Here is a 23,153-nt window from a genome sequence, read left to right as displayed (position 1 = left end):
CTAGCGGGTGGCGGAGATTTGCGTAATCATCTCATCGGTTCGCGTGACTCTTAACTGATAAGCAGCATCAGGCACTCCACGCAAATCCACTGCTGTAAGGTCCGTTTCCTCATTAATTGCAATGCCATCGATATATAAAATATATTCCCCCTCCAGTGCTGGAGAGATCATACCAATGACCTGCTCACCGCTAATTTTGTTCAAATCACCTATCCCTTTGTAAGGTGCCGATGCAACTGTCGGCAGCTCATAGTGCCTGTTTGGAACAGAACTCTCCATCTCCAGCCGCAAAAACGTAAATCCGCCGACAGCAAACAAGATCCAAGCAAAGAGGGTTAGTAGAAATTGAGTGCTAGTTTTCATTTATGATCCGGATTCTGATTAAATTCAATAATTCGAACCTCATCATTTTTGTCCTTATGTAAGGTAGCTCTAAAAATAGAAAGCGTATTGACATTACAGTTTTTACTGTTATCTTGGTTAGAGCTCTGGTCGAGCATTGCTGATACACTAAAGTTATCAGCACCACTGTTCTTGTCTCCAAGATCAAGCTCTGATGCCGGGTTTCCGCCACTGGCCGCTTTCGCAGGCTCATAATAAGTTTCATATGTGTTTTTCGCATAAAAACCAGTTTTATTTACTCCAGTCTTTATCAGAATGGAAAATTGCGGACGTCCCTTATATCTCATTGCCGCGTTAATAACATCCTGACCAGATACATCCTTGTTATCATAAGAATTGAACTCCGCTTGATTGATCATCTGAGTCTGGGCCAAGGTCTGCTCCTGGGCACGGATGAAATAATTATTAATGACAAGATATATACTGACACCTGCGGCAATAATCAGAATGGTGACAATAATGCCAATCACCCATTTAAGTCCCGTAGAAATATTCTCCATCTATACCCACCCTTTTCTATATCGTTTTTATTTCTGGGTAAAAACTATTAAGCGAACCTCCTCATTGCTGTCCTTATAAACAACCGCTTTAAAGACGGAGAGTGTATTTACTAAATAATTATCACTGTTATATGAATCTGAATTTGTCTGATCAAGCATCGTCGAAACACTGACATCACCTTGAAGATTACTAGTAGTAGATAAATCAACTACCGGATTAGTAGTGTCTTTAGGTTCTTCGTAGCTAGCCCCATAAGTATTCTGCGCGTAGAACCCTTCTGTATTTTCCCCTGTTTTAATCTTAATCGCGAACTGCGGACGTCCCTTATACCGCATTGCCGCATTAATCACATCCTGGCCGGATACATCCTTGTTATCATAGCTGTTGAATTCCGCTTGATTAATCATCTGGGTCTGGGCCAGAGTCTGTTCCTGTGCGCGGATGAAGTAGTTGTTGATAACCAGATAAATACTTACACCTGCGGCAATAATCAGAATGGTAACAATAATGCCAATCACCCATTTAAGTCCGGTCGAGATATTCTCCATGATGTTTCCTCCTCACCTTATTTGGAGCTAATTTTTATTTTATTGCTCTTAACGCATCTACTCCGCTACGAAAAAAATAGCTGCAATGCGCTCATTATTATCTTTTATCAGCCTCGCCCTATATCTAGCTTGTGGACTGATATAATATTGTCCTGAAGCATTCGAGATTTCTTCTTCATCTACACCACTTTCGCTTCCCTCCTTGAACTTCGCTCCGGAATAATCAAACGCACGGCAATAACCTTCTCCACTTGGATTCATGCTAAATCTTCTTTCTGCCTCATTCTGACCATTAGCATATGGTTTCTCAACGTATAGGCAGAAGCCTTGCTGCGACTCGTACCTCCGATAAGCTGTGAGAATCTGGGAGCCGCTGACAATCTGATTGTCAAATGCGGAATATTGCTGCTCCGAAAGCTCCCTGGCCTGTGCCGCCGCCTGGCTATTCGCCAATTCGACAACTGGCTGTGTCTTCCCCCACAAGAACAGACCGGATGATATAATGGCCAGTGTGATCAGAATCGATATTGTTGTTTTCAAAAAGCTTGCTATATTCTCCATGCCTGTATCTCCTTCACATTTTGCCAGTTACAACAGTCAGGTCACCCAGCTGCTGGAAGGCCATATAGACGAAGGGAAGCAGTAAATATAAGGTGAACGTTGCCTGCATCGGCAAGAACCCAAACATTTTACCCAGTGTACTTTTCCTGCTGATGACCTTCTCATAGTGCTCCTTGCGTTGATCCATCGCGAATGCCCTCTCCGCATCCATATCATCAAACGCCTTCTTCACTGGGATCAGATCGGCTGCAACCTGCAAGCGGTCTGCGAGCCGTTCGAGGGGAACGAAACGTGCGTCCTCCTTCAGATTCTCAATGGCACTCCAGCCTCCAGCCTCATAATCCAGCATGCAGCGCAGCAGCTGCCGCTCAAAAATATAGCTGTAACGATGCAGCCACTCTATCATTTCGTACACGCTGATATTTGGAAATTGAGACAGCATCATGGAAAGTGTATTGAAGCCATCCACCTCATTCTGCATTTCCCACTTTCGCAGCTGAGTACGAATGATTAAGTAAGCATCCGGAAGATAAAACCCTGCCACCGCCAGCCCAAAAGCCAGCAAAAGTTCATACCATTTGTAGTACTCCTCATGATATTGCTCTACCCTGTTCATTAACTGTGCAGCATAGGCATTCTGGTTCAGATTGTTCTGAAGGAAAGACTTATTCTCCGCTTTCTCCTGAATGTAGGGCAACATCTGATCCGGTGTAATATCCTTCGCTACCAGTTCTCCAATTAAAGTCTGCTCAAAAGCGTACCGTTCCTCGCTCAGCAGCTTCTGAGATTCTGTCTGATTGCCCCCTGTTGTAATCTGCTTATTGGGGTGCAAAATGTTGTGCTTGATATTGGCATGGATGGAAAATTGAAGCGATACGATCAGCATAAAGATAACTACTGCCGCTAATGTTTTCTGCAAAAAGAAGGCCTGTTGCGACAATCCGGAGTTAGCATCCTTCAATTTGCCGGCTACCTTGAAATGAAGAGGCTCATGTTCTGCCGGCGTGATTCGATCCACCAATTTAAAGATCCATTTTTTCTTCAGAATCCGTTTTAACCACTTACCCTCATCTTTGATAGATTGTGTATCTTCATCCACACCCTTGAGAATCCGCAAGGCAATAAACGATATTATGAACGTGATATAAAGTAAGATTAAAGAATATAACCCCCAGGCCGAATTGTAGTAATTAGATACAATAGGAAACATTCCCTCCGCCCAATTGCGGATTGGATCCAGCATGAATACGGGTGAAATGGCTACAAAAACGATACCATATAACAAACGATCGATTCGTTCACGCCGATTAATATCCATATGAATCTCTTCTCTGATATTGCCAAGCATCGATAGATAAATCGAACGCTCCCCTTTATGGATATCCGCATCGCCATATTCACCTATTTTGTAACTCACCCCAGCTAGTTGCTTCATATAACGGTTAGGTGCAATCTCATAATATTTCTGTAGTTCATCTTCCGGGTCCACCGCTGCCAGAATCCCGGCAATCTGCCGGGCATGCACGGCTACCATTGGTTTCGAACGTTCCGCAGAATTCTCCAAGCTGACTTGCACCATATGTGTCTGATGATATTCATGGCGAATATCCAGAATCATGGACGATTGGTCATATAACATCTGCTTTACTAAACGCCCAATGAAGAGATCACTAAGGACACCTCCAAGATAAACTGAGACTAGCATAATAGTCGCACGGCTTACCCACGATGAAGTCCAGAGGAATGAACTCAACGAAATGATCAGAATACAAGCAACAATCATTAGCGTCAGCGCAGCCGCGCGACTTCTGATCATGATTTCATTGCCTGCATGAACCAAGGTCAGACGCGAGCGCATCCGGTGAAGAAGTTTCTTCACTAATGGCAGTTCATCAAGTACCGGATAAGTTTTATGGGCCTGCTCCAACCATCTTTTTTCCTTTGTTCTCGTTGGCAGGAGAGCCTTTAGCCGCCTTTGCTCTTGATATTGTGTTCCCTTCAATTTACGCTGCACTATGTTAAGCAGCACAAGCAGGACAACCAGTAGCACTCCCGAGGTTCCCAAAATAATCAATAATAGGTTTTGCAGATTCATGCGGATTGCCCCCAATACTTCTCAAGAAATGCAGCGAATTCTAGTGCATCCTCTTCATCCATATTTTTGCGCATTTCATCGATTTTACGGCTGCTGATCGGATGCTTGGTCACGTATTCTCCGGCTTCCCACACAATGACATCCTTATAATCATAGGAACGCCGATCTGTCATCCGGCCAAAGTATTCGGTCACGGTATCCATAAAAGCATCCAGCTTGTCCGTAATATTCTCAGGATCCTTGTAGTTCTGAGGATATTCGAACTGGGGATCTGCCGGAATAATCTCTGTAATCCGTTCGATATATCTTTTCCCAGCACGTAGTACCAGATGAACGTTGAAACCAAGCGCCTCAACAACCTGAACCTCAGCAATTTTCTCATTACTGAAAGCTCCCGATGCAATAAGACTGTTGCGCAAAGCGCTGACCAAATTGGGCAGTGTTTTGCCGTGGTGTGTAAACAATGTATATTCAGAAGCTACCTGGGCTGCCTGAATCACATAACTGACCACACTATGAGTAGCCGCCTCACCGACGATATTCACAGCGCCATCCGTTTTTTTCTGCACATCCAGCCCATCCTGCCCACTAACGGAGGGGGTTTCTCTAAAGGATAAAATATTTTTACCCGGATACATTTTTCTCGCCCAGATCTCGAAGGAAGTCTCCTGAATCCGGATATTCTTCGCATCAATATATTTGATCAGTGCCTTAAGCAGCGTTGTTTTCCCCGAGCCCTGTCTGCCAGTGATGGCGGTGACCTGATGGCCCAAGATGAGAAAAATAAGCATATCAATCGCAAGCTGTGCCCCTTGATCTTGGATCTGCTGATCCAATTCCACGAGCGAATCGTTAAATTTGCGGACAAAAAAAGCCCAGCTTTCAGCCATTTTGGGCCGCACAACCACGACCCGGCTGCCATCAGCCATATCGTTGATGATATAACCCTTGGATTCATTTAATTGCCCAGGATTACCAAACCCATAGATATTTTGGCAAACCCGCTTAAGCTCCTTCTCAGAACCAAAACTTAAGAATTCCAGGTGAAGCGATTTTCCGCGGTAGAATGTCCATACCGCATCATAGGATTGTGGAATAAAATGCTGCTGCTTCGTATATTCCAGAAAATCTGTAGTCTGCACGACATCAGGAGGCATGCCACTTGTTCCTCCATTAACTCCGTCGATGTTCTGATCTCGAAGCTCATCAATAACGCCGAGCCCCTTATAAATTTGATAAGCTCTCTGAACAATAATTTCAATCTTGTCCTGGATAGACAATCTCGGCTGCTCTGACTGATAGATATGGCGAATCTGTTCTTCGGTGATCTTATACCCCTTAGATCCATCAGGCAGCTTTTGCAATGTGTCCAGGCTATATTTGCTTACTATTACATTAAATGCATTCTGACCATGATCTTTTTTGAAAACATAAAGCAAGATATCGAAGCAATCCTGTGAAGTCAATCGATTCGTATGGCCGAAGCTGATAATCTTATCTACATTTCCTTCATCCAGACCGTAGGTCTGAACTAATAGATCCTTCATATAAAGCTTCACATATTTCTTAGCGGAAAGATCACCGTGCATGCAACTTCGGAGCGCTTTCTGCAATTCCCTTCTCCGCGCCTTCCGACGGTTGTATTCCTCCTCACTTGGGCTACCTTCATAAAGAGACGCCGCTATAATCTCCTCAAAAGCCCTTCTCAGAAACTGCACGATTTCATTCATATCATATTTCAGTTGGACGGAAGGTGGAGCAGCATCCTTACGTCTGCCCAGCCATAAGTACAGGAACACTCCAATAGCTATCAGGACTACAAAGATCAGAATCAGATTAATCATTCGCAGCATCCACTTCCGATACTGGAGAAATCTCCAGCATCCGGAGAATAAGCTGTCCCATATGTCGTACCGCCTCAGTGAAGTTTCCGTCCTCACTAAACTCCAGAAAACGGGATTTAGCTTCTCTTGCCTTCAATAGAAACTGAACAAAACGCCGTTCATTTTGAGCATCCATATAACCAATATGATGTGGGATAACACCTACTGCTTTTTTCTTCAATTCATACAGCTTAATAATTCTCTCTTTATTGAACCTGGAGCTGCGCTCATAAGCCCCAATACAATAGAGGACTGACTTATGACTCGGCACAGGAGCTTTGTTTTTGTTCAAAAAATAGGAATCCAGACTTACCTGATTCTGATTTAGGTTAACCACAATCAAATCTGCCTGTTCCATAACCAGAGATACGACCTCCGGATCATCTTCGGAGGAGAGGTCCACAAATAACAAATCATAAAACCTGCGATAATCCTTGAAGATATGCGGAAGCAAGAGCTTTGACTCATGTTTCTCAGCACTCATAGATCCACTAAGCAGTTCCAACCGATCTTTAAGAATGGACTCCGCATGATCTCTAATTCCTTCAGGTGTAAGCATTCCACACTGCACTAATCTCTCAATCGCATCCATTCCACCTGTGGTCTTCGCAGATTGAAGCGTTGTTCTTGTCTGTGAGAACAAATGCTCAAGCACACCTTGCTCCAAATGCGTATGTGTCATTAACACGCGGATATGATGATCTAGCGCTATGGTAGCCGCAATAGCTGCCATATTCGAAGTTGTTCTCCCCTGCCCTTGAGCAGGTCCCCAGAAAGCCACTAGCACAATTACCTACCCCCGTTTCCTTGCATACTGCCACAGCTTCTTGATGTCTTGCTTTGGAACATCGCAAATTCCAATCAAAAAGTCATTTACAGCTTCGGCAAAATCCTTATCTACCTTAAGATCCACCCTTCCATCATGGACCCAATTAATTCTTCGCTCCGGACTACTGATGTAACTGATTTTCGAAGTAATCACTGGATAATATTTATCCACATACTTCAGCCCAAGTCCGCATTCTTCTTCTATGACAAGCAGTACAGTAGGCATCCGTTTCTGATCCAGCAACTTATCTACGTTCTCCATAGACTGACGGTCATAGGTAGTCGCGAAGACAATAATCTCCTCCTTAAGACCCTCAGGATACCCATTATGCCAGTCATACAGAACGATATCCGGTTTGTCAGCTACGGTTGAATCTGCAATCTTTATACCAGACACTTCGCCTTCAAAATACTGATAATTCCTGCTGTTATCCGAAATAATCATGACATCGTTGTTGAAATAATTTCTCAACAGAATAGCCGCTGCCAGTATGAAATCATGCTTCTCGCAATCCCCTGCAACAACAATGTGCAAATCGGTCACTCTCCTTCCAGCAGACTGTCATCTGTGGCTGCTTCTTTATTCGTCACACCCGTTGAACTCTGGTCTGCACTTGAATCGATCGGCGCTTGATTGGTCCGATCTATCACTCCGTTCACGGATTGGCTGTCATCAACTTTTGCAGCCTCCTCTGCTGCCGCCGCTCCCTGCACAGCCTTTCTCTGGATCACACCACTGCCGCTTGGTGCCTGTGCTCCCACACGAATTCTATCTTCATCCTCCATAACTTCGAGACGTTTCTCCAGTTCCTTACGAAGATTGGCAGCAAGACTCCACTTGGCCTGATCTATAATGAAAGGATTATCCTTAATTACTCCAAGTACATCCAGATTAGGGACATAATTGACTACAGGTTCAGGCTGAAGCTCCGGTTCTACGTACTGTTTCATATACAGCTCTGCGTTATTTATGTATGCATCCACCAGGGCAGCTTGCAGGAGCTGTGCTTCTTCTTCATTGTCATTAAAAAATGTATATTGATTCGCTAAATCTACGTCCTTCAGCGACTTCTTTCCTACTACTATGTAATCCTCGCCATTTGGAAAAACTATCCGAATATCTACGACATCTTTTTTCGTTAACCGAAGCGGCAGTTTAATATATTCAGTCTCTTCTTTTCGTTCTGAAGGCTCCAATCTCGCTTCATCACGTATCATTTCAGTAGTTACCGCTGTGCCTGATAATGCATCAATCTTCAAGTACTTACCAACAATTGCTTTAGACTCGCTGATCAGATTATCCGGTGAGGAGAATTTGGGTAGCTTCTCTTCCATTACATCCTCAGCAGTAATCACCTCTCCAGCTAGCTTTGGAGATATCAATACATAGGCTGTCTGGGATTGGTCCATATAGCGCTGCAAGACTTCATCTTTATCATTCAGCTGTTCTTCGTAAGCTGCCCGCTCATCGATCAGCTTAACGTTATAATGGCGATAAGTTGCAAACCATACCCCGGATGTGGCAACGGCAACAAGACAACCTGATAGGATCGTATATCTCAGTATTTTTTTCCGCTTACGTATTGCCACTTCAAGACCTCATTTCCATCCCTATTTAATTTTCCCTGTAGATTTTGCGGCTGCGGCTGCGGCCGCCGCTGCCGCTGCTGCCCGTTCGGAGGCTTGTCTTTCAGCTTCCTTAATTCTGGCTGCCTCTGCTCTCTCTTCCTCCACCTGCAATTTATCTGCATAGTTCATCATATTTGCTTCAATTTGGGCTATGGCAGCTTTAAATTCGTTCATTTTCTTAATCCATTCCTCACAATGCTGCTTAAACTCTTCCCCACCCAAATCTACCCAATAACCAGACACTCCTGTGATTGCCGCTCTCATCTTATCGCTGCACTCCTGGGCAGGGGAGAGAAGTCGATGGCAATCAAAAGCAATGCCCCTAACCATACCTGAATTCATACCCAGCCTCCTGATTTATAATTATCGGCTCTCCGGAACGAATGAAAATCCTATGCCTATTAATAACAAGGTCACAAATAAGACCATCCCAACAATTCCCCAGAGCAACGTTTGCTTGCGAAAGAGCTTTTTCTGAACGGTCAGCAGCTTCATTACCCATTCAACAGCCGCTTTATCTGGATACAAAGGATCTTGATGTGCAGGCATCAGAGTCGTTTGAATTTCTGCAAAATCCTTTTTCAACATTTGTAATACTTCCTGATGTCCATTTTCCAGCAGTAACCTGCACCGCTTGCGCTCATAAGGATTAAGGGTGTTCAGCTTCTCTTTCAGCAGTTCATACTTCCACATAGCCCCGTTGCCTATCAAAATAGGAATTTGCGAGTTCCACCACAGCTCGAGTCCGCTGGTGCCCTTCCGCTCCCGATGGATATCTACCCATAGAATGATATGCGTGAACTCACTGGCCAAAAGCTCCGAAATATCCCACGAATACCCTCTGCGGTAGAAAGTGACTCCTTCATATTCGAACATGGTAGAAACCGAATCTTCTTTCTCCCCCTTAAAAACAATCTGTTCAAGCGAACTGATTTCGGGCCTGTCATCTCCGCATACCAGAGGCTTCCAGCCCAGTTCTGCCAGACCCGCAGCCAGCAGAAATGCCGCCGCACCTACATCTTCTTCCCCTCCGACACCACAAACTCCGATGACAAGTGGTACATTGCTGCCCAGAATTCTCGTACTTGCTGCTGGCATCGACTCTTCTTCTACCGGAATAGATTGTTCCAGACTCTCCAGCGTTTCCGCTTCGGCTAATGACGGGGTCTCCTTTCTGGCCGGAGGCCCCAGTCTAGGCGGGGTTGATCCTGCTGAAGAGCGAGGAGCAACGGAAGGTCTCCTGTTGGCGGCATCTGCTACAGTTCTGGAACCGGCCGCCACTGGCTGTGGACGGGTAAGCGACTCCACCGGTCTCGGAGGAGCAGACGGTGCCTCTTCCACTGCCGCGTCAGAAGCTGCTCTTGATGATGAGCCTTTAAACGATGCAAAAAGGCCTTTCTTTTTCCCCAGGATATGATAATAATCCCTTGTAGTTTTTTTCTCTTTGATCCAGTTTAGAAGATCATCGCCCTGGAATTCCGTAGTGAACTGAAGATCATGTATATTCATATTTACAAGGGTCCGTATAAATTCAATATCCGTTTGCAGCACCGGGTCTAACTGAACAATCAGCCGCGTATGTTTAAGATATTTGCGGATCAGTGTCATGAAACTGATAATATCCGCAGCCTTGACCGGTGTGCCCAGACCCGCGCCGCCCTCCATAATTACAATGGATGAAGGATCAACTTCCTTGCTACTGAAACCACTTATAAAACTATGTAATGTAGAATGTTTACCGGAAATTACATAACCCTCATGTTCCAGCGACCTGGATAGCAGCATTATAAGTTCAGGCGAGCAGACTAAGTGTACGCTTTTCATAGGAATCCTCCTTTACGATCTCCCAGCTCAATAGGGTAAAATACGAACTATGGCTCCGTCCCCTTGTATAATCTCTGCGAGAACAGCATGCGGCCCCAACTCCATCCATTCTTCGCCCGTACGGCTGGCTTCACATTTAAATTCCCAGTTATCCGGAAGCCAGTTGGCTTGCTTAAGTAGCTCGATACATTGCCCTGTAGAAATAGAAAGAGAGACTTCCAAATCCAAATACTTCTCTCTTTCACCTTTAAATACAAAAGTAGTCAGTGCAGTTGACATAGTCTGATCCCCCAGATTTGTTAAGCTTCTTGCAGCCAATTACATAACTCATTAACTACTGCAGGCAAGGATTGCGTGGTTTGACTGACGTCTTCTTCCACCCCACGCAGCAGCCACATTTGTTCTTCATGAATCAACAGGTTCAGTTCGCGAATCACCTGTGCCTCCTCAGTAATGCATTGGATTTCTGCCAAGGAAGTTATGAATGCACCTGCTTGAAGAGATTTCCCCATCCACGTTTCAAGATCTACTTCTTTATTTATCGCTTTTTGTAATTTTTCTTTATCGCTCAATTCCCACACTAAAGGGATTCTTTCAATGACCTGATACATCAGCTCATGTAGTGCATAAATCTCCTGAAGCTTATAGGTGTTACTTTCCGGCTGATGCTCAAGTTCAAACCAAACTTCATCCTGAACAAAATAGAAGACCTTGCAAGTCTGCTGATTTGTATGCATAAGCTGGCAATAATAAGATTTGCAACTGGATGCAACAGCGATACCTCTATGAAGCACTTCATTCACTTTGGCGAGCCCCACAAAATCAACCTCTAAATATCCCTTCACTTCCAGCGACCTCATCTGTGTATCCATTAGGGAGCGTAAATTGCGCTCCGATTCACCTTTAAGATCGATTTCCAGACCTGGAAAACTGGTTCCTCCTATTAAAGCAGTTAAATAGATAATTTCTAAAGGATGCAATTCAAATATTTCACGAGCCGGCTTCATCGCTTTCTTCACCTGCTTATCTATAGTTCTGTAATCATTTTGAGGCGTGAAATGGATCCCTCTGTTAGCAGCATCGCTTCAGTATTGTCCAACACCTCGTTCAGCTCATGGTATTCCAAACCCTCGAGTAGTGGTGCATAAGACAAATGATCGTTGGGTCTTCCATCGGACAACAATGCATGTCCACTGTTAATCAGTTCACCGGCAAAATCAGTGACCAATTGCATTTGACTCAGTTCAAACGAATCGCTGCCGACCAGCAGCATTACACCAAGTCCACCGCCAAACCTCGCTATCCGCTCCAAATGATCCAGTGAATCATTCTCCATCAGATCAAAAGCAGACTTAAGATGAGGCATTACAATGACAAGAAGCGGGTACTTAGACAGAATATACTCAGCCTCGTCAAATTCTTCACGGTTTTGGACATCTGCAAAAGCTTGCCGGGCATCATTTTTCCTTAGTTGCAGCTGATTCACCAAGGATTGTGTGAGCTGTAAAAACTCCTCAGCTGTACTCATATAGCGGGTAATCGTTGAACTAGCTTTCAGGCTTGGTATACTGACAACACCACTGTCAAACAGATGGAATTCCATGTTTATTTCGCCTGCCGATTTATCAAGAACTTGTATTAAGGCGTTAAATCTAAAGTCCACATACTTTTGAGTGGTGTAAGACACTACAAAATTGCTAACCTGCTTTACATTAATCTCTACCGGAAGTGTAGTATCCCAATCCAGCCCAAGCGGTACCAGATAATTCCCTTGCGGTTGTTCCTTATGCACACGTTCCAAAAGCTCTGCCAGTGAAAGCTTGTCCGGGATCACTGAAATTCCTACAGGATTATTCACACCTGCCACTGCTTTCATCTCCGAACTAATCCGGCGGAGAGAGGCAGCAATCTGATCATCCGAGCTGCCATCCACAGGAAGCGCGGTATGAAATTCCAAAATCCGGTTATCTTTGAGCAGTCCGCGGCCTACGGTATTCGTTGGCTCCATCCCTTCTGTTCTGCCCAGAATACTGGAATAATCCAATCTATCAGACATTTGATATACTAGAGCCTGCTTAATATTCTGGCTGATTCGGTAAGGATAAGAGGTTACAGCATTGGCAGCGAACACGAAGTATATCCCGTAATTACCACCTTCACGCACCAACTTGGAAAGCTCTAAGATAAAGTCATCATATGCTTCTGAGAATCCTGTGTAATTATCGAGCAGAATAACAATGTAAGGAACCTTCTCTCCAGTGGCCGCACTGTAAGAGACCAAATTGCTGATTCCAAGCTGAGAAAACTTACGTTTGCGTTCATCCAGTTGGGACAACAACCAACTGATCAGTTTTCCAAGCTTTTGTTCGTCCTCTGGAAAAATAATATCCCCTACATGTGGAAGCTCGTGGAATACTCCCAAGGTACGTGTACCAAAATCCAATATATAGAAATGAACGTAATCAGGTTCATATTTCAAGGCGAGGGACATGATAATTGTCTTTAACAGTGTTGTCTTACCACTGCTCGGTGCTCCATAAACCAGTAAATGTCCGTCCTGATTAAAATTAATATCCAGATTGTATTGCTCCTGATCTGACGGATTATCAATTCGTCCAACGGTGGCAATAAGATTCTGATCTGGCTGCTTCCATGAATGCCCATCCCAGATCTGATTCTGATCCATAACATCTGCTAAAGTCATGGTCTCCGGAAGTGGAGGCAGCCACAGCTGAAAGGCCTCTCCGATCGATTGCTCAGCAGAAATGGCAGCTATATGATTAACCACAGCCTGCAGCTCACTCAGTTTTGAGACATCATCACTGTTTTTCCCCTTCGGAAACAGGGCTCTGCGTTCACCACTTAGTGAAACGATATCCATCTTGGGACTTCCATCCTGATCTGTCTCCCCAGCTTGATAAGGCGCTCCGCTCCAGGAGGATTGGAACAAAGTGAATACTTCATTATTACCAACTTGCAAATACCCACGGCCTTTTTCTTTGATCTCTGCTGCCTCCGTGCGTTTTAGCATCTCCTGACTATCCGAAGGTGTCTGGACCTTCAGGCATAATTTGAATCTGGAGTTACTCCAGATCTGGTCATCGACTACGCCAGAAGGTTTTTGTGTTGCCAATATTAAGTGAATCCCCAAGCTTCTTCCGACCCGTGCCGCACTGACCAGCTCTTTCATAAATTCCGGTTGATCTGATTTAAGTTCTGCGAACTCATCCACCACTATGATCAAATGCGGCAAGGGAAGGTTAACTTCCTTATTGCGGTAAAGAACGATGTAATTATCAATGCTGGTCACTCCGGCTTCACTGAACAGTCGCTGTCTCCGCAAAAGCTCACTTTTGATGGAGGCAAGAGCCCGATTGATCTGATTACCACCAAGATTGGTGATTGTTCCCACCAGATGTGGAAGCCCAAGAAAAGCGTTAGCCATCCCTCCACCCTTATAGTCAATCAGTACAAAAGCAATCTCATGCGGATGATAATTTACCGCCAGACCCAAAAGTAGTGACTGAAGCAGCTCACTTTTCCCCGATCCGGTGGTGCCGGCTACTAGACCATGTGGGCCATAGCTTTTTTCGTGCATATCGAACAAAAGAAATTTACCACCTGCCCCGAGCCCCAGAGGAATGGACAAGGTAAGGTTAGCCTGGTTTTTTGACCAGCGCTCCATTACGTTTAGAGACTCTACCTGCTCAACCTCAAAGCTCTCCAGAAAAGTAACCATTGGCGGGATATAGCTGTTATTTTGACCTTCTTTAATTCTGAGCGGAGACAAAGTACGGGCAAAAAACTCCGAATTTTTTTTATCCAGAGAATCGGCAGAAAAATAATCAGCTAAATAACTTAACAGCTGATTAGTATCTTTGCGAACCATCCCCTTACCGTCCTTAATTTCCAGAATAGCCTGGCAATTCAGCGGCAGCGCAACATCAATCTTCTCTGATGTAAAAATGCTGGTCACTCCAAGTGAAGCATTGCCCGAGAGCAAATACTTCATCATATCCGTGCTGTCCCACAGTTCAGGAGCAAAAACCAGAAAAACATAATGTGGGGCCTGCATTGGCTGTAGTCCATAACCATTCTTGCTGTTTTCTTCTCTTTTTCTAAGCTCCGGAAGTAATTCATCCGCAATATTAGAGGCATCAAAGGATGTTGTAGCCAAACTTCTCTGGCTTCGATCTTTATTCCATGTATGGGGCAGCCATTTTAACCATTCCCAGTGTTCCAGATCATCAGGCTGCATCACGCATATTACCCTTACATCATCGTAGCCTTGGTGTGTTGTTAAATGAACCAGGATAGCATTGAGGAAATCACGAACCTCCTGCTGTTTGCCGTATATTCCGAGCGTATTAATATTCCTTAACGGTATGTAGACTGGAATGTCTCGTACAAAATACATCTCTTCGCATATTTTACAGGCGATTTCTTCAAGTGGGTTGTCGTCATCAATTGCTTTCGCTTTTGAGCTATATGTTGGCACCAGAGCAATCGGCTGGATTCCAGCACCAACCCGGAGATTCAGAAAATCATCTTCAATTCCTGTTTTTTCCCATAGCTGCTTGCTTCTCCCCCGTACGATTTCAACACAAGATTGAATACTTGGATGGATATATGTATAGGCTTCTCGCTGCGTACTCGCGGCACTTTGTAAATCATTACGAACCTGAAATAAGTAGTTGAGATATTTCTTTTCAAGTTTTTTGTTCTGTTCATGATGTTTTTTCACACTAGATTTATAATTTAAAATTGAAACCATGACCGTCAGAAGAGTCATACCCATGGTTGATATCAGCATGGTAAATGACCTGGTCAATGTTGACATAAATATAGAGATGACTAACATCCCGATGGGGGGGACTATAATCGTCAACCATGAGAAGGTTGGTTTTCCCGATGGCCGGGCAGGATCCTCCAAAACCATTTCACCTTCCGGGTAATTTGGTTTAATTCGAGGGGTTCTTTGTACCTGATTGGTTAGCATTTCTTGAGTACTCATCTTTTTCATCACCACTGGATAGGAATTTTGGATTAACAAGAATCATTAGTGTAAATTTTAAATAAAATATAAATTTTTTTCCATTTTAGGATATACATACTGCATTATCGGTTTGAAGACTGAATAGTTTATATTTTCCATAACATTTTTTGTTAAAATGGTTCAAAGATCCCCAATAAATAACCATTATTTTCATAATAGTAAAATTACTAGTGTATATAGATCCAGTTCTAAGGTCACCTCATTATACTTTTCTTTTAGTTCAATTTAAGACATTTGGCACATTTACTTTTTCAAGGTTATTCATTACTCCTATCCGCTTCCATTGCCAAATAGAAGAATTCAAAGCTTTACTTTGAAATCAACATTCTATAATAGATCCTATGAATCAGAATATTTCTATCAAATTGAAGGAAACTTATGCTCTAAGAAGGAATTTAACTTGGGAGAGAACCAGGAAGTTACTGCTGACTCTAACTATTTCTCAAAACAAATAAGCAACCTCATAAGAGGCTGCTTAGTTTCAATAGTTTGACTACGATTTGTTATGTATGCTCTAATATAAATGAAGGGTGGAGCTGCATGTTATCATTTTTACTAACTTTAAAACGTTTATTCTCGGGCTTATGGAAAGCGCTCAAACGTAAAAATTTCCAAGCATTATTCTTATTAGTTTTGATGACGTTGTTGTCCGGAACCATTTTTTATGTCAAACAGGAAGGTTTGTCTGTCCTGGATGCTATTTATTTCTGCGTTGCAACGCTTAGTACATTAGGTCATCCAACATTTGTTCCCCAGACAGCACTCGGAAAAATATTTACGATCGTTTACATTATTGCAGGCACAGGGTTGTTCTTGGGAATGATCGGGTATATCGCTTATGAACTGATCAAACAAACCGATAAAGATAACAATTAAATAATGGAATCCAAACTCGTGACAGTATCAAGAGCCTTGTTAGCCGAAGCTAATGAGGCTCTTTTTTTCAAATAATCGCTTATATACTAACTTTCACCTAACTAAATCACATTTTTCATCTCATGTCACCCTTTAATTTTCGAGCAATAATTCATCAGTAAAGAAAATCGAGACCATTAATATTCATCTCTGGCGATCCTCAAATAAATAAAAAAGACCGTCTCTATTAGAGCGGTCGAAAATTTTAGAGCAAATTTGTAATAGATAAATTCACTCAAAAGAATTGCCCCCTATTACTTCATGGTGTAAAATATACTTTCGTTTAATTTGATAAAGGGGGCTTTAAATTTTAATGACTTTATTTCTTACATACGTTTTGCTCGGCTTTTCCATCGCTCTACCTGTAGGTACCATTACCATTGAAATGACCAAACAAGGCTTAAAAAATGGCTTTATGCATGGTTGGATTGTTGGCCTCGGGGGAATGACTATCGACCTCTTCCTAATTCTAGGCTTATACCTGGGTCTAGCCTCTATTCTTTCCATGCCTATCATACAAGTAATCATGTGGTTAGTTGGAGCTCTCTTCCTATGCTACGTTGGATATGACAGCATCAAGAATGCAGATCATGATATTTCCCTTGGAGGAGAGAAGACGTCCAAATCGCTGTTCTCTTCTTACAAAAATGGTTTGCTAGTGGCGATCTCACCAGGAAACCTGGTATTTTGGGTTAGTGTCTTTGGTACCGTATTGTCCGACTCCTTTGACCGTACTAATACGGGCAGCTTTTTGCTAGTGGGATTAGGTATCCTGATTGGTATCCTGCTCCATGATATTGGCCTGATGACGATTGTATCCACCACACGAAAAGCAATGAACCGGACGGCTATTAAATGGGTGACTATCAGCGCAGGTGTTGTATTAATCGGCTTTGGGGGGTATTTCTTCTATCAATTCCTGCGGAGCCTCCACATTTTATAACGTAAAAAAGCCGTTCTCTTATAAAAGAGAACGGCTTTTTATGTTATTCTCACAGAAATCCTTAGAACACCCGCTTCTGATTCCGATCATCAATAATAATCTGCACCGCTTCCTTAAACCGTAATGCATGCACAATCTCCCGCTCCCGCAGGAACTTAAGGCTATCCTGCAGATCCACGTCATCCGTCATGTCAATCAGCCACTGATATGTAGCCCGGGCTTTTTCCTCAGCCGCAATGTCTTCATAAAGATCTGCCAGCGGATCTCCCTTAGCTTGAATATAGGCTGCGGTGAATGGAACTCCACTAGCATCCGTGTAGAACAGGGCATGATCATGCGCTACAAAATGTGGCCCTAATCCCGCTTCCTCTAATTCACATACCGAAGCATCCTTCGTCAGCTTGTAGATCATCGTGGCAATCATCTCAAGGTGAGCGAATTCCTCAGTAGAAATATCGTTCAACACGCCAATAACTTTATCTGGAATCGTGTATCTTTGATTCATATAGCGTAGTGCAGCGGCGAGCTCGCCATCTGCGCCTCCGTATTGCTCACTCAAATAACGCGCCATCCGGACATCACATTTACCCACCCGTACCGGATATTGCAGTTTTTTTTCGTATATCCACATTCGGGAACTTCCCTCCTCTAGAAAAATAGTTCCTTACGGTTATACTCCTCTTACACCTGCCAAGGCCAAGGGGGTTGATTCCATTCCCATGGACATTTAGAATATGCGCGGCCAAAATTCTGCAGCGGGCCATATAACTCCTGAAAATGATTCGCTAGCTTAGTTCGTTCCAGCGTAAGCTGATTAAATTGTTCAATACTTCTCAGATCGTCAGGATGCGTATTTAGGTATAAGTTCAACTCCACTAAGGCAAAATCAAGGGTCTGCAACTGTTCAAGCAATTCATAATAACGTTGGTCGCAAGGATTTGCCTCCATAGTCTATTTCCCTCCTCCTTTGCACTTGGATTCATACGGACTAAATAGTGCTGGCCAGAGCGTTCCATACTTCAGAGCCTCCTGCAAACTAAACTGTGGCAAATCGGGCGGCTGAAAGGTGATAAATTGATTGGGTGGAACTACATACGTCTTGAACGGCACCGGTGGGCAAGGATCAAACGGGCCCCTAAAGGGGGTATACCTCCGCAGCTGTGATTCCATCTTTTTTGTACCTCCTTTGTTCCTGTTCCTTCTTTAAAGACTCTGAACATTACTCCCTTAGCTAACTTATGACAGCAGGACACAATATAAAACGTTATTCACAAAAAAAGCCCATTAGCAATTTTTTTTGTGCAATGTGTATGACAAATAAGCTGTCTCCGGAAAAGTACCGAAAACAGCTTATAACTTGGGTTTTTTAGTATTCAGCTTAGGGCTTCGCTCTTTTGAACGAATCTTCGTGGGTAATCTCAAGGATATCCAACATAAATACAAAGATAGGAATACCAAGAATAAGTCCCCAGACACCCATATAATGCTCAGAGAACAACAACACGCTTAAGGTGAAAAACATCGGCAAATTCATTTTTGTGGACATCAACTTAGGATTCAAGAAATAGCCTTCGATAAAATGCAACACCGCAATAATCGCCAGCACATAAGTAACTGTTATCAGACCGCCGATGTTGTAACCAATTATTAAAAGCTGAATGAGCGAAATCAAAAAACCAACTACCGGAATGAGACTGAGCAGAAAAATCAAAATCGCTAGGGCAAATAAATACGGGAAGTTAAGCAGCCACAAGCCAATAACAGTAAGACAGGTATTGAACATGGCAATGAGAATTTGCGCTTCAATTACTTTCCCAAAGGAAACGATGAATTTTCGGCTGAAATACTCCAGATCTATATAAAACCAGGCAATCCTGCTCTCTCTCATCCTAGAAGTGAAACTGACGACCCGGTTCTTCTCCAGAATAAACACAAAGCTTAAAATGGTTGATAGAAAGAAAGTTGCACCCCAGTTGCTAACCTGCAGCACATAATCGATGCCTCTTTTGATATAGGACTGATAGTTAAGGTCCCTGAGCATATCATACAAATATAATGTAATCTTGTTCTGCGGAAGATCCTCTGATTTGAGATTGCTGAGGAAGATAGCTAATTGCTTAATCTGCTCCAATACTTTAGGAAGATATCTTGCAAGGGCCAGTACAATCAATGCGATTAAAGCAAGGTATAAAATGACAATAATCACCTTACTGTTGACCTTCATGAATTTACCAATTCGTTTACTGAGCACAATCTGAAAGCTGTTCATGACAAAAGCAATCAGAAACGTCAGCAGTACCAGATTAAGCATCCCTCGAACCATGTACAGCAGCAACCCGATAAGTGCGAGAATAAAAAAGCGTCTGGTAGTACTATTCGCGTAGAATCGCTTGAATACATTCATTGATCTTGCTCCATTCAATTGCGATTAATAATGTTAAGCTTCAATGGCTATAAAAAGGAAAACTTAGCCCCCACAAAAAAGCCGATGGAAACAAAAAGAAGTGACCAGGTTAGCGCTCCTGCAGTCGTTATGAGTATATACTTTTTGAAAGACATAGCACTGATTCCAGAGATATAGCTCGATACATGCCTCAGACCTGGAATAAAATAAGCAATGAAAATCGCCCAGTTTCCGAACCGCAAAAACCATCTTTTCATACTGGCAAAACGCTTGGGTGTAAGGCCAACCCACTTGCCGAATTTTGCTACCACAGGTTGTCCTAGCCTTAAACCAATGGTATAGCTGATAAGCATTCCTGTGATGGATCCCATAAAACAAACCAATACAGAAAGAGAAAAATCCAAAACCATAACGGAGGATAAATAGCCTACAAACAGCATTAACACCTCATCAGGCACAGGAAGTCCGATAATCCCAAGTGCCATAAGGCCAAATATGGCTAAATATCCGTATTGTGAAATGAACTCTATAATCCAAGGCATGGGTGTATCACTTCCTGTTGAAGGATTTTTTAAGGGACGGAAATGGGATACGGCTGATCATCATTACGGACAGCAATGCCATTAATCCGATGACCAGTCCTGGTTTCATCCGTTCATCTAGTAAAGAAATCATCGACAGAATGACTCCAGCAGCAGTAATGGGCATCCCCACGAACCCTTTGGAAGGCGCCGACAGATTAAATCTGGCCAAACGAAGTGCGCCACAGATCAAAAAGAAAACTGCAGCTGCAGGTCCAATCCAGTCGGCATCTTCTAACCTATACAACAAGATAAGGAAGGTAGGCGCTAAACCAAATGATATAATATCCGCCAATGAGTCCAATTGTTTACCGAATTCACTAGTACATTGCAATATTCTTGCCAGTAATCCATCCAGTACATCGCATATTGCCGCGAGCAATATCATTAATAAAGCTAGGCTATATCGTTCTTGAATCGTAAAATACAAGGATAGTGATCCTAGTCCCAAGTTTCCGAGTGTGCACGTTGAAGGCAACCAGTTCAATTTCATACAATTTCACCCCTTTCATAGCAGTATTTCTGTTGATTCGGTTTAACCTTCAAAGGTCACAGTAAAGCTGACACCGTTCTCCGTATTTTTCACTGTATAAAGACAAGCGTGCATATCTAGTATTCGCTTAGCAATGGAAAGCCCCAGACCCGTACCGCCTGTCATTCGACTGCGGGATGGCTCCGACCGATAGAACCGTTCCCAGATCTGCTCCAGCTGATCTTCAGGGATTGATTCTCCTATATTTTGAATAGTGAATACTATAGTCTGGGCATGACTCTCAATATTGACAGTGATAGAACTTCTTTCTTCCGCATGCCTGATAGCATTGGTCATAAAATTTAGCATAACTTGTTCGATCCAGTTCACATCCGCATAGACCGGTAATTCATTTGCAGGAATAATGATGACCTCCAAATGTTTTTCACGCAGCAAGTGGACCAGCTTGTCTGTCACCTTTTCCGTCAGTTCACTTAACATAAAGGAAGATTTCCGTAGTTTAATCGTGCCCGACTCCAACCGCGCTAGATCTAGCATATTTTTAACAAGAAACTCCATTTTATCGGCTTCCTCAATAATCACCTTAATGTAGTGATCCTGCTTGCCGGCACTAACGCCGTCTTCCAAACCTTCTGCAAACCCTTTGATAATACTGAGGGGTGTCTTCAATTCATGGGAGGCGTTGGCAAAAAAGTCCTGCTGCATGATCTCCATTCTTTGCTTCTGCTCCATATCCTCAACTAGCTGCTGATTGGCCTCTCTTAACTCCCCTAAAGCAGAGTCCAGACTTAGTGATAAGGTGAACATGCTGTTAGAAAGGCTGCCTAGCTCATCCTTCTGCCGAATCGATGTGTCCCCTGTAAAGTCCAGAGAAACCATCCGTTTTGCTATCTTGTTTAACTTAATTAGCGGACGCGTTACCATTTTCGAGAAAAAGAGAGAAAGCACCAGAATCAGGACAAAGCCACCCATTCCCAGATATAAAAAGAACCAACGTAAGGCATCGTTCGAATCCTTAACTTCCTGTAATGAAGTGACTGTGAATAGTAATTCAATTTCTCCGTTACTTTGCTTCAGGGGCAGAATAACCACAGAATTGCGACTCCCACTCCAGGGAGCAACCCAGTCTTGCTTCTGTATTTTCAAATTTTTAAAGTCTTCTATCTGCGCTGGTGTCAAAGGAAACCATTCCTCAAGAGCCTCAAACAATATTCCCTGGCGGGGATTCCATATTTTTAAATCAGGCAGTACAACTTCTGCAACAGTACCAGATGCATGAATCGTCCCAGTCTCTCCCGTCTCCCCTATGGTTCCGCCCCCTTTTTTTGTAATGCTTATGGGGTAGAGTATAACGGGTGAAGCACTGTCTTCATCCAGAAGTTCGCCTTCCACGCTCAACTGATCATCTACTTTAATGTTAGCTGCTCTCAGTGAATCTCCGTACTGATTCATGAATAGGGATAAAGAAACAACCATACTCTTCCCGTCATCATCGATTAGCTTTATATGAAATGGATCTTCTGAATTCATCCTTCCATCCAGCTTCAAAATAACCATTTGTGTTTTATTCCGCAGCATAAACCGGACAAGCTCCTGAGAGGTTCTAGTGCTTCCCCATGGTTCGCTAATATATCTTGCCGCAAAACTCTTAAGGTGTTTCTCCACACGGTGCTCTTTTTGCTTCTGATAGAAATTGTCAAACAACAGCAATTGGCTTAGAATCACCATGCCATAGAAGCAAAGGAAAAAGATAACGGTCATCACAAACAGTTTAAAAGTAATTCCCCGTCTTCTCATGCCTCTTCCTCGAACATGTATCCTGTGCCAATTACCGTACGAATAAAACGTGATTCATAACCCAATTTACTTCGCAGCTTTTTGATATGACTGTCCACAACTCTGGAATCTCCTTCAAATTCAATTCCCCAGATCCGACTGAGGATCGTATCCCTTGAAATAACAATCCCTTTATTTCGTATTAAAAGCCATAAAAGATCATATTCCTTAGGGGTAAGCTCCACTTCCGCATCTTCTACCTCCAACCGATGAGCCAAGGGATTGAACATCGCGGAACCAAATTTTATTATGCTAGACTCAGGCTGATGGGTGCCTTCAACCCGTTTCATAAGTGCATTTGCCCGGGCTACTAGCACCTTTGGACTAAATGGTTTTGTAACATAATCATCGGCTCCTAATTCAAAACCGTAGATTTTGTCATCATCTGTAGACTTGGCCGTTAACAAAATGATGGGTACCGCTGATTTCTCACGAACTTCACGGCACACTTCGAAGCCATTCATAGCAGGCATCATGATATCCAGAATCAGCAGATCCGGCAGCAGTGAATCAAACCAAACCAATGCATCTTTTCCATTATCCGCTTCAAGTACCTCCCAATCATTCTGTAAGAAATAATCAGATACCAGTTCACGAATACGAATTTCATCCTCAACGAGAAGAAGTTTCTTTTTCAATCTAGACCCCGCTTTC

General features: G+C 43.2%; 24 protein-coding genes. 2 read left to right on the top strand and 22 right to left on the bottom strand.

The genetic code is table 11. The annotated features are described in order from the left end of the window. Genes MKY54_RS09490 through essC form a run of 14 tightly spaced genes read right to left on the bottom strand, consistent with a single transcriptional unit; the run spans window position 1 to window position 15,285 of the window. Entirely contained in the window at window positions 1–363 is a 363-nt protein-coding gene (locus MKY54_RS09490) for a hypothetical protein (protein WP_076279375.1), read from the bottom strand. Beyond that, window positions 360–902, bottom strand: coding sequence for a hypothetical protein (locus MKY54_RS09485; protein ID WP_076279376.1), 543 nt, complete (start codon window positions 900–902; stop codon window positions 360–362). The genes MKY54_RS09490 and MKY54_RS09485 overlap by 4 nt, the downstream gene beginning before the upstream one ends. A 27-nt stretch (window positions 903–929) precedes the next feature. Then, window positions 930–1,451, bottom strand: a complete 522-nt coding sequence (locus MKY54_RS09480) for a hypothetical protein (protein WP_076279377.1) — start codon at window positions 1,449–1,451, stop codon at window positions 930–932. A gap of 57 nt (window positions 1,452–1,508) precedes the next feature. Continuing rightward, on the bottom strand, window positions 1,509–2,012 hold the full coding sequence (locus MKY54_RS09475) for a hypothetical protein (protein ID WP_076219079.1): 504 nt from the start codon (window positions 2,010–2,012) through the stop codon (window positions 1,509–1,511). A 13-nt stretch (window positions 2,013–2,025) separates the two neighbouring features. Further along, window positions 2,026–4,107 carry a hypothetical protein gene (locus MKY54_RS09470; protein WP_076279378.1) on the bottom strand — a complete coding sequence of 694 codons (2,082 nt, stop codon included), beginning with the start codon at window positions 4,105–4,107 and terminating at the stop codon, window positions 2,026–2,028. Further along, the gene (locus tag MKY54_RS09465; protein ID WP_081387195.1) at window positions 4,104–5,951 is read right to left on the bottom strand and encodes an ATPase, T2SS/T4P/T4SS family; all 1,848 of its coding nucleotides are present in this window, start codon (window positions 5,949–5,951) and stop codon (window positions 4,104–4,106) included. The genes MKY54_RS09470 and MKY54_RS09465 overlap by 4 nt, the downstream gene beginning before the upstream one ends. Beyond that, on the bottom strand, window positions 5,944–6,777 hold the full coding sequence (locus tag MKY54_RS09460) for a hypothetical protein (protein WP_339190285.1): 834 nt from the start codon (window positions 6,775–6,777) through the stop codon (window positions 5,944–5,946). The genes MKY54_RS09465 and MKY54_RS09460 overlap by 8 nt, the downstream gene beginning before the upstream one ends. Window positions 6,778–6,783: 6 nt before the next feature. Further along, window positions 6,784–7,353, bottom strand: a complete 570-nt coding sequence (locus tag MKY54_RS09455; RefSeq protein WP_339190283.1) for a hypothetical protein — start codon at window positions 7,351–7,353, stop codon at window positions 6,784–6,786. A gap of 5 nt (window positions 7,354–7,358) precedes the next feature. Next, a complete protein-coding gene (locus MKY54_RS09450) occupies window positions 7,359–8,408 on the bottom strand; it encodes an SAF domain-containing protein (RefSeq protein ID WP_339190281.1) in 1,050 nt (349 codons plus the stop codon). A 21-nt stretch (window positions 8,409–8,429) separates the two neighbouring features. Beyond that, a complete protein-coding gene (locus MKY54_RS09445) occupies window positions 8,430–8,789 on the bottom strand; it encodes a hypothetical protein (RefSeq protein WP_076219074.1) in 360 nt (119 codons plus the stop codon). Between the two features lie 21 nt (window positions 8,790–8,810). After that, on the bottom strand, window positions 8,811–10,271 hold the full coding sequence (locus MKY54_RS09440; RefSeq protein WP_076219073.1) for a hypothetical protein: 1,461 nt from the start codon (window positions 10,269–10,271) through the stop codon (window positions 8,811–8,813). A 27-nt stretch (window positions 10,272–10,298) separates the two neighbouring features. After that, on the bottom strand, window positions 10,299–10,550 hold the full coding sequence (locus MKY54_RS09435; protein ID WP_076104573.1) for a hypothetical protein: 252 nt from the start codon (window positions 10,548–10,550) through the stop codon (window positions 10,299–10,301). A 20-nt stretch (window positions 10,551–10,570) separates the two neighbouring features. Beyond that, window positions 10,571–11,278, bottom strand: coding sequence for a hypothetical protein (locus MKY54_RS09430; RefSeq protein WP_076219072.1), 708 nt, complete (start codon window positions 11,276–11,278; stop codon window positions 10,571–10,573). Window positions 11,279–11,298: 20 nt separating this feature from the next. Continuing rightward, on the bottom strand, window positions 11,299–15,285 hold the full coding sequence (gene essC, locus MKY54_RS09425; RefSeq protein WP_339190280.1) for a type VII secretion protein EssC: 3,987 nt from the start codon (window positions 15,283–15,285) through the stop codon (window positions 11,299–11,301). Between the two features lie 582 nt (window positions 15,286–15,867). On the opposite strand from essC, the gene MKY54_RS09420 reads away from it, so the two are divergent. After that, the gene (locus MKY54_RS09420; protein ID WP_076124810.1) at window positions 15,868–16,203 is read left to right on the top strand and encodes a potassium channel family protein; all 336 of its coding nucleotides are present in this window, start codon (window positions 15,868–15,870) and stop codon (window positions 16,201–16,203) included. 352 nt (window positions 16,204–16,555) lie between these two features. Further along, a complete protein-coding gene (locus tag MKY54_RS09415) occupies window positions 16,556–17,185 on the top strand; it encodes a LysE family transporter (RefSeq protein WP_248547645.1) in 630 nt (209 codons plus the stop codon). Window positions 17,186–17,246: 61 nt separating this feature from the next. Here MKY54_RS09415 and MKY54_RS09410 read toward each other — a convergent pair whose 3' ends face one another. The 8 genes from MKY54_RS09410 to MKY54_RS09375 form a co-directional block, all read right to left on the bottom strand. Continuing rightward, entirely contained in the window at window positions 17,247–17,816 is a 570-nt protein-coding gene (locus MKY54_RS09410; protein WP_036684067.1) for a manganese catalase family protein, read from the bottom strand. Window positions 17,817–17,866: 50 nt separating this feature from the next. After that, window positions 17,867–18,133, bottom strand: coding sequence for a spore coat protein CotJB (locus tag MKY54_RS09405; RefSeq protein WP_036684069.1), 267 nt, complete (start codon window positions 18,131–18,133; stop codon window positions 17,867–17,869). 3 nt (window positions 18,134–18,136) lie between these two features. Then, on the bottom strand, window positions 18,137–18,355 hold the full coding sequence (locus tag MKY54_RS09400) for a spore coat associated protein CotJA (protein WP_036684070.1): 219 nt from the start codon (window positions 18,353–18,355) through the stop codon (window positions 18,137–18,139). A 208-nt stretch (window positions 18,356–18,563) separates the two neighbouring features. After that, window positions 18,564–19,589 (bottom strand): AI-2E family transporter, encoded by a 1,026-nt coding sequence (locus MKY54_RS09395; protein WP_339190278.1) that lies wholly within the window; start codon window positions 19,587–19,589, stop codon window positions 18,564–18,566. Window positions 19,590–19,636: 47 nt separating this feature from the next. Beyond that, the gene (locus MKY54_RS09390) at window positions 19,637–20,131 is read right to left on the bottom strand and encodes a DedA family protein (RefSeq protein WP_076100017.1); all 495 of its coding nucleotides are present in this window, start codon (window positions 20,129–20,131) and stop codon (window positions 19,637–19,639) included. Window positions 20,132–20,138: 7 nt separating this feature from the next. Beyond that, the gene (gene pssA / locus MKY54_RS09385) at window positions 20,139–20,663 is read right to left on the bottom strand and encodes a CDP-diacylglycerol--serine O-phosphatidyltransferase (RefSeq protein ID WP_076301334.1); all 525 of its coding nucleotides are present in this window, start codon (window positions 20,661–20,663) and stop codon (window positions 20,139–20,141) included. A 42-nt stretch (window positions 20,664–20,705) separates the two neighbouring features. Beyond that, window positions 20,706–22,460 (bottom strand): HAMP domain-containing sensor histidine kinase, encoded by a 1,755-nt coding sequence (locus MKY54_RS09380; RefSeq protein WP_339190276.1) that lies wholly within the window; start codon window positions 22,458–22,460, stop codon window positions 20,706–20,708. Next, on the bottom strand, window positions 22,457–23,137 hold the full coding sequence (locus MKY54_RS09375; protein WP_076191082.1) for a response regulator transcription factor: 681 nt from the start codon (window positions 23,135–23,137) through the stop codon (window positions 22,457–22,459). Before MKY54_RS09375 ends, MKY54_RS09380 begins: the two co-directional genes overlap by 4 nt. Window positions 23,138–23,153 lie beyond the last annotated feature (16 nt).

The organism is Paenibacillus sp. FSL P2-0121 (assembly GCF_037975345.1).
In the GTDB taxonomy this organism is placed as follows: domain Bacteria; phylum Bacillota; class Bacilli; order Paenibacillales; family Paenibacillaceae; genus Paenibacillus_AQ; species Paenibacillus_AQ odorifer.
This window is presented reverse-complemented; position numbering and strand designations above follow the sequence as displayed.

Excerpts from the sequence above, each read along its gene's own strand:
- MKY54_RS09490 (WP_076279375.1), bottom strand. The coding sequence starts at position 363 with ATGAAAACTAGCACTCAATTTCTACTAACCCTCTTTGCTTGGATCTTG.
- MKY54_RS09485 (WP_076279376.1), bottom strand. The coding sequence starts at position 902 with ATGGAGAATATTTCTACGGGACTTAAATGGGTGATTGGCATTATTGTC.
- MKY54_RS09480 (WP_076279377.1), bottom strand. The coding sequence starts at position 1,451 with ATGGAGAATATCTCGACCGGACTTAAATGGGTGATTGGCATTATTGTT.
- MKY54_RS09475 (WP_076219079.1), bottom strand. The coding sequence starts at position 2,012 with ATGGAGAATATAGCAAGCTTTTTGAAAACAACAATATCGATTCTGATC.
- MKY54_RS09470 (WP_076279378.1), bottom strand. The coding sequence starts at position 4,107 with ATGAATCTGCAAAACCTATTATTGATTATTTTGGGAACCTCGGGAGTG.
- MKY54_RS09465 (WP_081387195.1), bottom strand. The coding sequence starts at position 5,951 with ATGATTAATCTGATTCTGATCTTTGTAGTCCTGATAGCTATTGGAGTG.
- MKY54_RS09445 (WP_076219074.1), bottom strand. The coding sequence starts at position 8,789 with ATGAATTCAGGTATGGTTAGGGGCATTGCTTTTGATTGCCATCGACTT.
- MKY54_RS09440 (WP_076219073.1), bottom strand. The coding sequence starts at position 10,271 with ATGAAAAGCGTACACTTAGTCTGCTCGCCTGAACTTATAATGCTGCTA.
- MKY54_RS09435 (WP_076104573.1), bottom strand. The coding sequence starts at position 10,550 with ATGTCAACTGCACTGACTACTTTTGTATTTAAAGGTGAAAGAGAGAAG.
- MKY54_RS09430 (WP_076219072.1), bottom strand. The coding sequence starts at position 11,278 with ATGAAGCCGGCTCGTGAAATATTTGAATTGCATCCTTTAGAAATTATC.
- essC (WP_339190280.1), bottom strand. The coding sequence starts at position 15,285 with ATGAGTACTCAAGAAATGCTAACCAATCAGGTACAAAGAACCCCTCGA.
- MKY54_RS09420 (WP_076124810.1), top strand. The coding sequence starts at position 15,868 with ATGTTATCATTTTTACTAACTTTAAAACGTTTATTCTCGGGCTTATGG.
- MKY54_RS09415 (WP_248547645.1), top strand. The coding sequence starts at position 16,556 with ATGACTTTATTTCTTACATACGTTTTGCTCGGCTTTTCCATCGCTCTA.
- MKY54_RS09410 (WP_036684067.1), bottom strand. The coding sequence starts at position 17,816 with ATGTGGATATACGAAAAAAAACTGCAATATCCGGTACGGGTGGGTAAA.
- MKY54_RS09405 (WP_036684069.1), bottom strand. The coding sequence starts at position 18,133 with ATGGAGGCAAATCCTTGCGACCAACGTTATTATGAATTGCTTGAACAG.
- MKY54_RS09400 (WP_036684070.1), bottom strand. The coding sequence starts at position 18,355 with ATGGAATCACAGCTGCGGAGGTATACCCCCTTTAGGGGCCCGTTTGAT.
- MKY54_RS09395 (WP_339190278.1), bottom strand. The coding sequence starts at position 19,589 with ATGAATGTATTCAAGCGATTCTACGCGAATAGTACTACCAGACGCTTT.
- MKY54_RS09390 (WP_076100017.1), bottom strand. The coding sequence starts at position 20,131 with ATGCCTTGGATTATAGAGTTCATTTCACAATACGGATATTTAGCCATA.
- pssA (WP_076301334.1), bottom strand. The coding sequence starts at position 20,663 with ATGAAATTGAACTGGTTGCCTTCAACGTGCACACTCGGAAACTTGGGA.
- MKY54_RS09380 (WP_339190276.1), bottom strand. The coding sequence starts at position 22,460 with ATGAGAAGACGGGGAATTACTTTTAAACTGTTTGTGATGACCGTTATC.